Below are 11028 nucleotides of genomic sequence, written 5' to 3' on the forward strand. Positions count from 1 at the left end.
GTATAATTCCGAGCTTCCGTTCAATGCCGTCCGGGCCGTGCCGCCGTCCGGGGCCGCCTTCTCACACCGTACGCATGAGCAGCTACTACCAGCACCACGTCTTCTTCTGCCTGAACCAGCGCGAGGCCGGCGAGAACTGCTGCGCCAACCACAACGCCCAGGCGATGCAGGAATACGCCAAGAAGCGTTGCAAGGAACTGGGCATCGCCGGCGGCGAAGGCCGGGTGCGCATCAACAAGGCAGGCTGCCTGAACCGTTGTGAACTCGGCCCGGTGCTGGTGGTCTACCCCGAGGCCATCTGGTACACCTTTGTCGATGAGCACGACATCGACGAAATCATCGACAGCCACCTGATGAAGGGCAAGCCTGTCGAACGGCTGATGGTGGACCGCTGAACGAACCGAGGCCGGCGCATGCCGGCTTGTTGTTTCCCTGTTTCGCCGCTTTGCCGTATTGCCCGCCGCCCGCCAGCCGGACGGTTTTTTCATTTTTGCCCGGGCTTGCCGCCGGGCGCTTGCTTCACCGCCATCCTGACCGCCATCATGAACGCGCATACCCAGGTACTTTCCATTGCCGGTCCCGCCGGTGCGATCGATCTCTCGGTAGACCTGCCGCAAGGTGAGCCGCGCGGCCTGGCGCTGGTGGCGCATCCGCATCCGCTGTTCGGCGGCACCAAGGACAACAAGGTTGCGCAGACGCTGGCGCGCAGCTTCGTGCAGCTGGGCTATGCCACGGTGCGCCCCAACTTCCGCGGCGTGGGCGGCAGCGCCGGCGAGCATGACAACGGCATCGCCGAGCAGGACGACCTGCTGGCCGTGGTGGCCTGGATGCGCCAGCAGACCGCGTGGTCGGCACAGGCCGCAACGCTGCCGCTGGCCATGGGCGGGTTCTCGTTCGGCAGCTTCGTCACCACCCACGTGGCACGCCGCCTGGCCGAGGCCGGCACGCCCGCGCAGCGACTGGTGCTGGTGGGCACGGCCGCCAGCCGCTGGCAGGTGGCCGAGGTTCCGGCCGATACCATCGTGATCCATGGCGAACAGGACGACACCGTGCCGCTGGCCAGCGTGTTCGACTGGGCCCGCCCGCAGGAGCTGCCGGTGATCGTGATCCCCGGCGCCGACCATTTCTTTCACCGCAAGCTGCATCTGATCAAGCAGCTCGTCGTCAATGCGTGGGACCGGTGAGGCCGGCACGCCGCCACCCGGACCATCCCCGCGCCACCTTCTTACTGTCGGAAAACAGAAACATGCTGAATAGAGCCACGACACGCCTTTCGTCCGCTTTTGCTCCCGCCGCCATCGCCGCCGCCGTCGTGCTGGCCGCCGCGCCTGCCGCCGTCCTGGCGCAGGGCGTGCCGATGCCGCAGGTCGCAGCCAAGTCGTGGATGCTGTATGACGTGACCAGCGGCCAGGCCCTGGCGTCGCAGAATGCCGACGCGCGCATCGAGCCGGCCTCGCTGACCAAGCTGATGACCGCCTACCTGGCGTTCGAGGCACTCAAGGAAAAGCGCCTGACGCTGGACCAGTCGGTGGTGCCGACCAGCCTGGTGCTCAAGGTCAAAAGCGACGAGTCGCGCATGTTCATCGAGCCCAACAAGCCGGTCACCGTGCAGGACCTGCTGCTGGGCCTGATCGTGCAGTCGGGCAACGACGCCGCGCTGGCGCTGGCCGAAGCCGTGGGCGGCTCGGAAGAGGGCTTCGTCGCGATGATGAACCGCGAGGCCCAGCGCATGGGCATGAAGAACACCCACTTCACCAACACCGACGGCATTCCCGACCCGAACCACTACACCACCGCGGTGGACCTGGCGACGCTGACCACGCGCCTGATCAAGGACTTCCCCGAGTACTACGCCATGTACTCGCAGAAGGAGTTCACCTATAACAAGATCAGGCAGCCCAACCGCAACCGCCTGCTGTATATCGACCCGACCGTGGACGGGGTCAAGACCGGCCACACCAAGTCCGCCGGCTACTGCCTGATCTCGTCGGCCAAGCGGCCGCTGGCCAACGTGCCGGACGGCTCGCGCCGCCTGATCTCAATCGTGATCGGCACCACCACCGAACAGGTGCGCACCCAGGAAAGCCTGAAGATCCTCAACTACGGCTTCCAGTTCTTCGACACGCTGCGCCTGTACGACAAGGGTCAGGTGCTGGCCACGCCGGACATCTACAAGGGCAAGAGCGGCACGGTCAAGATCGGCGTGCAGAACGAGACCTTCGTCACCGTGCCCAAGGGCACCGGCGGGCGCCTCAAGCCGGTGCTGGAGCGCCAGGAACTGCTGATCGCGCCGATCTCGGCGGGCCAGCAGGTGGGCATGGTCAAGCTGATGGACGGCACCAACAAGGTGGCGGAGTTCCCGGTGGTGGCGCTGGAAGAAGTGCCTGAGGCCGGCTTCTTCGGCCGCCTGTGGGACACCATCCGCCTGTGGTTCAAGCGCAAGTGACCTGAATGCGCGCAAGCTGGCGCGCCATGCGGCGCGCCGGTTTCGTGCCGGAGAATCCGACATGACAACCGACAACCAAGGCAGCGGCAACAAGACTGGCGATATCCCGCCGGAGCAGTCGCTGATCGAGTATCCCAGCCACTTCCCCATCAAGGTGATGGGCGCGATGCAGGACGGCTTTGCCGAGGCCATCGTCGAGCTGGTGCAGGGATTCGATCCCGACTTCCACGCAGGCAAGATGGAAATGCGCCCCTCGAGCGGCGGCAACTACCTGGGCCTGACCGTGACGGTGTGGGTCACCAGCCGCGAGCAGCTCGATGATTTGTATCGGGCGCTGACTTCGCATCCGATGGTGAAGGTGGTGCTGTAAAGGCCCTCCCTCCCGCTCTGTTTTCTCCCCTCTCCCGCGCGCGGGAGAGGGGCAGGGGGTGAGGGCAGGCGCTGGCATACCGACACGCATCACTTCGTCGACGCTCCCGCCCTCACCCCCACCCCTCTCCCGCAAGCGGGAGAGGGGTGCCGCCTTGATGCGTTCGCGCCAGTTTCAATTGCTGGTGGCCTGCAGTTTCCCCATACCAACATGAACACCATCACCCTGAAACCCGGCAAGGAAAAATCCCTGCTGCGCCGCCACCCGTGGATCTACGCCACCGGCATTGCCACGACCGAAGGGCGCTGCGAGCCGGGCGCAACCGTGATCGTGCGCGCCGCCGACGGCCGCTTCCTGGCCAAGGCCGCCTACAGCCCCGAGTCGCAGATCCGCGCGCGCGCGTGGACCTTCGATGAAAACGAGCCGGTCGACCACGCCCTGTTCAAGCGCCGCGTGGCCGCGGCCATTGCCTACCGGCGCCAATGGGTGAAGGACAGCGACGCGGTGCGGCTGATCTTCGGCGAATCCGACCGGCTGCCCGGCCTGATCGTCGACTACTACGGCAATGGTGAAAAGGGCCAGCTGGTGTGCCAGTTCAATTCGGCCGGCGTGGAACACTGGAAGACCGCGATCGTGCAGGCACTGGTCAAGGAGACCGGCTGCCCCAACGTCTATGAGCGTTCCGATGCCGCCGTGCGCCAGCGCGAAGGCCTGGAGCTGGTGACCGGCGTGTTGGCCGGCGCCGAGCCGGATCCGGCGCTGTCGGTCACGGAGCACGGCGTGCGCTACTACGTCGACGTGCGCAACGGCCACAAGACCGGCTTCTATGTCGACCAGCGCGACAACCGCAAGCTTGTGGGCGACCTGGCCGTCGGGCGCGAGGTGCTGAACTGCTTCTGCTATACCGGCGGCTTCTCGCTGGCGGCGCTGCGCGGCGGCGCCACCTCGGTGACCTCGATCGATTCATCGGGCGAGGCGCTGAAGATCGCCGCGGGCAATGTCACGCTCAACGGCTTCGAACCCGAGCGCGCCACCTGGCTCGATGCCGACGTGTTCAAGACCCTGCGTGAATTCCGCGCCGAGGGTCGCCAGTTCGACCTGATCGTGCTGGACCCGCCCAAGTTCGCCCCGTCGGCGCAGCATATCGACCGCGCCGCGCGCGCCTACAAGGAAATCAACCTGGTCGGCATGCAGCTGCTGCGCCCGGGCGGGCTGCTGTTCACCTACTCGTGCTCGGGCGCGATCAGCATGGAGCTGTTCCAGAAGATCGTGGCGGGCGCGGTCACCGATGCGCGCGCCGATGCGCGCATCCTGCGGCGGCTATCGGCGGGCACGGATCACCCGATGCTGGCCGCGTTCCCGGAAGGGGAGTACCTGAAGGGATTGCTGCTGGAAAAGGTGGCGTAGGCCAGCCAGGCCACGCATTCACGGACGGGCAGGCGCGAGTCACGAACAAACTCTCTGAAATGCATGCCTTCGTGGCCGTGGTCGATGCCGGCAGCATTACCGAGGCGGCACGGCGGCTGGACACGACCAAGTCGGTGATCAGCCAGCGTGTGCAGATGCTGGAGCAACGGCTCGGCGCCGTGATGCTGCAACGCGGGCGCGGTGCCGCGGCGACCGAAGCGGGGCAAGTCTTCCACGAATACTGCGTGCGCATCCTGGCCGAGGTGGGCGAGGCCGAGGACGCCGTACTGGCCGCCAATACGAGCCTGCGCGGCCTTCGAGGTCGGCATGGTGCCGGCCAAGCTGCGCTACTACGCCGGGCTCGCGCTCACCGAATACGGCCGCGCCGCCGAGCCGCGGCCGGGGCGGCTGTCGCTGGTGCTGCGCGAGCCGATGGGCGTGGCCGGCATCATCGCGCCGTGGAATTCGCCGGTGGTGCTGATGGTGCGCTCGCTGGCGCCGGCACTGGCGGCGGGCTGCACGGCGGTGATCAAGATGCCGGGGCAGACGGCGCTGACAAATGCGCTGGTGGCGCGCATCATGGCGCGCGCGCTCGAGGCGGGCACCGTGTGGATCAACAACTGGGCGTCGGTCTACGACGAATTCGAGGAGGGCGGCTACAAGCAGTCGGGGCAGGGCGGGCTCAACGGCGTGGCCGCGATCGATGACTTCGTCGTATACAAGCACATCGCGCTGGCGCCGGGGTAGCGCACAGGCTCAGCGCCACATATTCCGCATCCGGCTGGCCAGGTCCACCGGTGCCAGCGCCGGCCTTGTCGGCGCCGCGCCCGGCATCGGCGGCGGCGGCCAGGCACGGCTGTGGAAGTTGGGCATCACGCGATTCGGCAGGAAGCGCGTGCGCGACGCATACACATGCCGGTCGCCGAAGCCTACCTGCTGATGCACATAGAAGCGCTGCGGCACCACGATGTCCAGGTGGTCCTTGGCCCGCGTCATCGCCACATAGAGCAGCCGCCGTTCTTCCTCGATCTCTTCGGTGGTGCCGGTCGCCAGGTCGCTCGGCATGCAGCCGTCGACCGCATTGAGCACGTATACCGCCTTCCACTCCTGGCCCTTGGCCGAGTGGATGGTCGACAGGATCAGGTAGTCCTCGTCGCGCGAGGGCACGCCGGATTCGTCGCTGGAGGCGCTGGGCGGGTCCAGCGTCAGCTCGGTCAGGAAGCGCTCGCGCGCGCCGTAGGTGGCGGCGATGCGCTCCAGCTGCTGCAGGTCGGCCTGGCGCGCGGCGGCATCGTCGTGCAGGCGCTCCAGGTGCGGCGCGTACCAAGCCAGCACTTGCTCGAACTCCGACGGCCACGGCGAGGTGGGCGCCATCAGCGCGCGCGCCAGCGCCAGCAGGTCGGCCCAGGCGGGCGCGGCGGCCGGCGGCGGCTCGAATTCCTCCAGCGAGAACAAGGGCTCGGTGGCCAGCGCCATCGCATCCAGCACGCGCGCCGCGGTTTTGGGGCCGATGCCGGGCAGCAGCTGCAGCGTGCGGAAGCCCGCCATGCGGTCGCGCGGGTTTTCCAGCCAGCGCACCACCGCCAGCACGTCCTTGACGTGGGTCGACTCCAGGAATTTCAGTCCGCCGAACTTCACGAACGGGATATTGCGCCGGGCCAGCTCGATCTCCACCTGCGCACTGTGGTCGGCGGCGCGGAACAGCACCGCCTGCGCCATCAGCGTCAGGCCGGCCTCGCGCCGCGCCAGCACCTGCTCGACCACGTAGCGGGCCTGGTCGGCCTCATCGTTGACCACGATCACGCCGGGCTTTTCGGCCGAGGCGCGCTCGGACCACAGGTCCTTGGTATAGCGCTCGGCCGCCAGCCCGATCACGGCGTTGGCGGCCTGCAGGATCGGCTGCGTCGAGCGGTAGTTTTGCGACAGCGTGACCTGCTGCGCGGCCGGCGTGAATTGCGCCGGGAAGTCCAGGATATTGCGCACGGTAGCGCCGCGGAAGGCGTAGATCGACTGCGCGTCGTCGCCCACCACGGTCAGGCCGCGGCCGTCCGGTCGCATGGCCAGCAGGATCGACGCCTGCAGCGCATTGGTGTCCTGGTATTCGTCGACCAGCACATGGTCGAAGCGCGCGCCCATGTCCTGCGCGATGGTGGGCTCGGCCATGGCCTGCGCCCAGTACAGCAGCAGGTCGTCATAGTCCAGCACATGCTGCTTCTGCTTGGCCTCGACATAGCCGGCGAACAGGGTGCGCAGCGCATCGGCCCACATCGCGTAGCGCGGGAACTGCTGCCTGAGCACGTCTTCCAGCAGCGCCTGGGTGTTGACCACGCGCGAGTAGATCGACAGGCAGGTTTCCTTCTTCGGGAAGCGGCTGGCGGTCTCTGACAGCCCCAGGTCGTGGCGCACCACGTGCATCAGGTCGGCGGCATCGCCGCGGTCGCTGATGGTGAAGGCGGGCGACAGGCCCAGGGTCTCGGCGTATTCGCGCAGCAGGCGCGCGCCGATGGCGTGGAAGGTGCCGGACCATTGCAGCGCCGCGCGCCCCGCGCCGGTCTGGGTGCCGAGTGCCTGGTCGACGATGCGCTCGACGCGCCGTCCCATCTCGGCCGCGGCGCGGCGCGAGAACGTCAGCAGCAGGATGCGGCGCGGATCGGCACCGGCCAGCACCAGGTGCGCGACCCGGTGCGCCAGCGTATTGGTCTTGCCCGAGCCGGCGCCGGCGATGATCAGCAGCGGCGCGTCGCTGCCGTGTTCCACCGCGGCGCGCTGCTCCGGGTTGAGCCGGGACAGGTAGGCGGGGACGTCATCGGCGTCAGGGGCCGCGAGGTCGGCGGCGGGGGCTAGGTCCAAAGTCACAGGCGGGGCTCGGGGAAGGCTCAGAAAAGGCTGGCGCCAACTGTATATCCATACAGGGATGTCGCGCAACCTGCTGCCCTGGCGATCGTGCCTAAAAACAAAAAAAGGTGCTCAATGAGCACCTTTTCACTGCGGTTGCCGCCGGGAGCGTTACGCGGACTTTGCCAGCGCGCCATCCAGCAGCTTGTGCAGTGCATCCCACTCGGGCTCGCCCACATAGCGCTTCAGGATGCGACCGTCCTTGTCTACCACGAAGGTGGTCGGCGTCAGCTGCACATTGCCGAAGGCCTTGGCCGCGGCGCCGTCGGAATCCATGGCCACCTTGAACGGCAGGCCGCGCGTCTTGGCGTAGTTCATCACATACATGGGCGGGTCGTAGTTCATCGCCACGGCGACGAATTCCAGCCCCTTGCCCTTGAACTGCTCATAGGTGCGGACCATGTCCGGCATTTCCTTGACGCAGGTGGCGCAGCTGGTGGCCCAGAAGTTGATCATGTAGACCTTGCCCTTGAGGTCGGCGGTGCTGACCTTCTCGCCCGACAGCAGCGTGAAGGTGGCCGCCGGGGCCGTATTGGCCGGCGACAGCGCGCGGTAGCCGAACCAGCCCAGCAGCGCGAGCACGACCACGGCCACGACGATGGGCCAGGGCTTGCGGGAGGTTTTGATGGCAGGGGCAGCAGTGGTCATGGAATCCGGGTCAGGCAGGTTCGGGTCAGCATTGGGACATTCTAATGCCGCGGGCGTTCGCGCGCTGCGCGGGGCCGGGCTGCGGCAATCTGCCGCAAGCGCGCCAATCCGTTCAGCGCCGGGTGGCGATGGCGGCGCGTGCCTGGTCCAGCGCCTGTTCCAGGTAGGCGCCGTAGAAATCCGGCTGCATGCCGCGCAGCGGGCCGGCGGCGGCGCGGCCCTGGCGGTCCAGGAACAGCACCGTGGGCGCCACCCGCACCTGGTGCGCCCGCGCCCACGCGCGCGCGGTAGTCAGGCTGCCGTCGGCATCGCGCAGCGGGGTGTCGGAGGTCATGTCGAGTTCGCGCACGGCAATCTCGCCGGCGGCGGCCTGCGGGCCGAGGTAGTTGCGGCGCACGGCATCGCAATAGCTGCAGCCCGGCATCGACACCAGCACCACCAGCGGCTCGCCGCGGCGCGCGGCCTCGGTGCCGTGGGCGGCCAGGTCGGTGGCCGGCGGCAGATGAGCGGGGCTGGCGGCGGCGGGCATGCTGGTTGCGGCTGCCAGCAACGCGCTCGCGGCCACCCAGCGCAGGCTGGTGGTGGCAAAGACGTGGCGGGCGATGCGGGCGGCAGGCATGGCAGGAACGTGGGGGCAGGGGGTAGTGGGAGCGGCGCGGCAAGCACTGGCGCGCCGCTTTCGGGATAATACCGGTTTCCGCCCGCAGGCGATGGCGCCCGCCAGCGCCGCCCGCAGCCTGTGCGCGCCGTCCCCCCATGGATTCCCGATGCGTCTTGTGCCGCCCCCGCCGAGCTTTCCTGCCGCTGTCCGCCGGCCGCTGCTGTGCTGTGCCGCCGTGCTGGCATTCGCCCTGTGCGCCTGTTCGCCGCGCTATGACTGGCGCACCATCCAGTCTGGCGAGGGCGCCTATGCCGCGCTGTATCCGGGCAAGCCCACCAGCGCCGCGCGCGACGTGACCATTGCCGGGCGCAAGCTGCCGATGACGATGGAAGCCGCGCGCGTCGACGACACGCTCTTCGCCGTGGGCGTGGTGACGCTGCCCGCCGATGACGAAGCCCTGCGGCGCGAGGCGCTGGCGGCGATGCAGGCCGGCCTGCTGGCCAACCTTGGCACGCCGTCGGGCGAGCCGCGCGCGCGGCCGGTCACCATGATGAGTGCCGACCGTCCGGGCCGCCCGCTTGCCGGCGTGGAAGTGCAGGCCAGCGGGGTGTCGCCGCAGGACCAGTCGCCGCGCCGGCTGACGGCGCGCCTGGTGGCCGTGGGTACGCGCGCGTACCAGGCGGTGGTGCTGGAATCGGGCGATGCCGCGCGCGACGCGCGCCAGGCCGAGCAGGTGGAGCAGTTCCTGGGCGGCTTCCACCCGTTCTGACGCGCCGCGCCGCAGGAAAAATTGTTTGTGCCGTGGCTGCGGGATCGTGGCCCCGGCATCGTTGTCGTCAAAGGAGAGTAGGGATGCGTTGGGAAGTGTGGTTGGCTTATTTCGCTGCGTGCTGGGTGATCGCCGTGTCGCCGGGGTCGGGCGCGGTGCTGTCGATGAGCCATGGGCTCTCATATGGGCTGCGCAGGACCACCACCACCATCTTCGGTCTGCAGGCCGGGCTGGTGATCGTGCTGCTGGTGGCGGGCGGCGGGCTGGGCGCGCTGCTGCTGGCCTCGGAGCAGGCTTTCATGGTGGTCAAGACGATTGGCGCGCTGTACCTGATCTACCTCGGCGTGCAGCAATGGCGCGCGAAGATGGAGAGCGGGGCGGACCAGGGTGGCAGCGCCGCCCCCGTGCGCGTGGCGGTGATGAGCCGGCGCCGGCGCTTTGCCACCGGCCTGCTGACCAATGTGACCAACCCCAAGGGCATCATCTTCATGGTCGCGGTGCTGCCGCAGTTCATCGATCCCAACCGGCCGCTGGCGCTGCAGCTGGCGATCCTGGCCGCCACCATGTGCTGCGTGGACCTGGTGGTGATGCATGGCTATGCGCTGCTGGCTTCGCGCATGCAGGGGCTGTTCCGCAATGCGCGCGCGGTGCGCTGGCAGAACCGCTTCTTTGGCAGCGTGCTGATGGCGGTGGGCGCGGCGCTGTTCTTCGTGCGCCGGCAACACGCCTGAGCAGGGCTTGCATCATTACTGGCGCGCACCGGCCGGGTTTGCTTCAATGAGGAGGAAACCCGGCCACGGAGACCCCGCATGCCCGCCTTGCCGAACCCCCGCGCCGTTGCGCGCCTGCAGCCGCGCCATACCGTGCCCCCGGTCGAAGAGCCCGGGCCGCCGGGCATCCCCCCGGACTTGCCGTTGCCGCCAGAGGAAGACCCGACCCCGCCCCCGGTCGAGCCGCCGGTGGCCGGGCATGCGGGGCGCTACGGCGTCAGTTCGTAGAAGTCGTTCAGGTAGTACGCGTCGGTCAGTTCGACCGGCTGGTCGTCATGGGTGTAGCCGGTGCGCCGGATGTGCAGCAGCGGCTCGCCCGGCTCGATGCCCAGTCGTGCGGCCAGCTCCTCGGTTGCCACGATCGCGCGCAGCTTCTCGGTGACGCGCAGCACCGGCTTGCCGATCCGCTCCAGGTAGGCGTACAGCGATTCGCCGATGGCGCTGGCGTCGGGCAGCACGGCCAGCGCCAGCGTGGTCACATCCATCCAGAAAATCTGCCCGTCGGCCTTGCGCAGGCGGGTCAGCCTGACGATCTCATCGGCGTCCGGCAGTGCCAGCGCCGCGGCCTCCTGCGTCGTGGCGCGGCGGCGTTCGAACGCCACCAGCTCGCTGGCCGGCGTCATGCCGCGCCGGCGCGCCAGTTCGCTGAAGTTGTCCAGCCGCGCCGCCTTCGGCTCAGGGCGCGGCGATAAAGGTGCCCGCGCCGCGGCTGCGCGTGATCGCGCCTTCCTCCGCCAGCACCTGCAGGGCGCGGCGGGCCGTGACGCGTGAAATCCCCAGGGGATCGGCGATGACACCGCCCACATCGCCTTCGGCCATGCGGCTGACGGACACGCGGCCGCCTTCGAGCGCGCCCTGCAAGCCATGCCCACCTGCCCCCCGCCACCGCAGCCGTGCGCGGCTGCGGTCGACCTTCCCCATCGGCCACAACAACGACGGCCGCGCCGGTGGATACCGTCTGCCTATCCAGGAGTCATTGATCATGAAACGCATTGCTCTGACGGCGCTGCTCGCAGCGTCGGCGGGGGGCGCCTGCGCCCAGTCCGCCGGCACCGGCATCACCTTGTACGGCCGCGCCGTGGCCGGCCTCGACTAGGTCAACGGCATCGCCCGCCCGGGCGG

At 68.6% G+C, this 11028-nt stretch carries 14 protein-coding genes and 1 pseudogene; 10 read left to right on the forward strand and 5 right to left on the reverse strand.

Features of this window, described 5'->3' with window-relative positions:
- Positions 1–74: 74 nt before the first annotated feature.
- From KB879_RS01850 to KB879_RS40350, 7 genes and pseudogenes are all read left to right on the forward strand, one after another.
- Positions 75–395, forward strand: a complete 321-nt coding sequence (locus KB879_RS01850) for a ferredoxin (RefSeq protein ID WP_010814863.1) — start codon at positions 75–77, stop codon at positions 393–395.
- A 147-nt stretch (positions 396–542) separates the two neighbouring features.
- On the forward strand, positions 543–1184 hold the full coding sequence (locus KB879_RS01855; RefSeq protein ID WP_010814862.1) for an alpha/beta hydrolase: 642 nt from the start codon (positions 543–545) through the stop codon (positions 1182–1184).
- A 62-nt stretch (positions 1185–1246) separates the two neighbouring features.
- Positions 1247–2446, forward strand: coding sequence for a D-alanyl-D-alanine carboxypeptidase family protein (locus tag KB879_RS01860; protein ID WP_013955398.1), 1200 nt, complete (start codon positions 1247–1249; stop codon positions 2444–2446).
- Positions 2447–2507: 61 nt separating this feature from the next.
- On the forward strand, positions 2508–2816 hold the full coding sequence (locus KB879_RS01865; protein WP_211980647.1) for a YbeD family protein: 309 nt from the start codon (positions 2508–2510) through the stop codon (positions 2814–2816).
- 210 nt (positions 2817–3026) lie between these two features.
- Positions 3027–4223, forward strand: coding sequence for a class I SAM-dependent rRNA methyltransferase (locus tag KB879_RS01870; protein ID WP_013955400.1), 1197 nt, complete (start codon positions 3027–3029; stop codon positions 4221–4223).
- A 59-nt stretch (positions 4224–4282) separates the two neighbouring features.
- Positions 4283–4390 (forward strand): annotated as a pseudogene (locus KB879_RS01875) (LysR family transcriptional regulator); the annotation flags it as partial.
- 160 nt (positions 4391–4550) lie between these two features.
- Positions 4551–4970, forward strand: coding sequence for an aldehyde dehydrogenase family protein (locus KB879_RS40350; protein ID WP_211980648.1), 420 nt, complete (start codon positions 4551–4553; stop codon positions 4968–4970).
- A gap of 9 nt (positions 4971–4979) precedes the next feature.
- Here the strand turns inward: KB879_RS40350 and KB879_RS01885 are convergent, their stop codons facing one another.
- From KB879_RS01885 to KB879_RS01895, 3 genes are all read right to left on the reverse strand, one after another.
- Entirely contained in the window at positions 4980–7079 is a 2100-nt protein-coding gene (locus tag KB879_RS01885; RefSeq protein WP_211980649.1) for an ATP-dependent helicase, read from the reverse strand.
- A gap of 150 nt (positions 7080–7229) precedes the next feature.
- On the reverse strand, positions 7230–7766 hold the full coding sequence (locus KB879_RS01890; RefSeq protein WP_013955403.1) for a TlpA disulfide reductase family protein: 537 nt from the start codon (positions 7764–7766) through the stop codon (positions 7230–7232).
- Between the two features lie 112 nt (positions 7767–7878).
- Positions 7879–8385 (reverse strand): thioredoxin family protein, encoded by a 507-nt coding sequence (locus KB879_RS01895; RefSeq protein WP_211980650.1) that lies wholly within the window; start codon positions 8383–8385, stop codon positions 7879–7881.
- Positions 8386–8533: 148 nt separating this feature from the next.
- Between KB879_RS01895 and KB879_RS01900 the strand changes: the two genes are divergently transcribed.
- From KB879_RS01900 to KB879_RS01910, 3 genes are all read left to right on the forward strand, one after another.
- Entirely contained in the window at positions 8534–9136 is a 603-nt protein-coding gene (locus tag KB879_RS01900) for a hypothetical protein (protein WP_211982099.1), read from the forward strand.
- Positions 9137–9219: 83 nt separating this feature from the next.
- Entirely contained in the window at positions 9220–9867 is a 648-nt protein-coding gene (locus KB879_RS01905) for a LysE family transporter (RefSeq protein ID WP_211980651.1), read from the forward strand.
- 78 nt (positions 9868–9945) lie between these two features.
- Positions 9946–10134 (forward strand): hypothetical protein, encoded by a 189-nt coding sequence (locus tag KB879_RS01910; protein WP_013955407.1) that lies wholly within the window; start codon positions 9946–9948, stop codon positions 10132–10134.
- Here KB879_RS01910 and KB879_RS39215 read toward each other — a convergent pair.
- Positions 10116–10529 carry a GntR family transcriptional regulator gene (locus tag KB879_RS39215; protein WP_249221239.1) on the reverse strand — a complete coding sequence of 138 codons (414 nt, stop codon included), beginning with the start codon at positions 10527–10529 and terminating at the stop codon, positions 10116–10118. The genes KB879_RS01910 and KB879_RS39215 overlap by 19 nt on opposite strands.
- Positions 10530–10581: 52 nt before the next feature.
- Positions 10582–10890, reverse strand: coding sequence for a GntR family transcriptional regulator (locus tag KB879_RS39220; RefSeq protein ID WP_249221240.1), 309 nt, complete (start codon positions 10888–10890; stop codon positions 10582–10584).
- Positions 10891–11028 lie beyond the last annotated feature (138 nt).

Origin of the sequence: Cupriavidus sp. KK10 (genome assembly GCF_018223725.1) — a bacterium.
Taxonomy (GTDB): domain Bacteria; phylum Pseudomonadota; class Gammaproteobacteria; order Burkholderiales; family Burkholderiaceae; genus Cupriavidus; species Cupriavidus necator.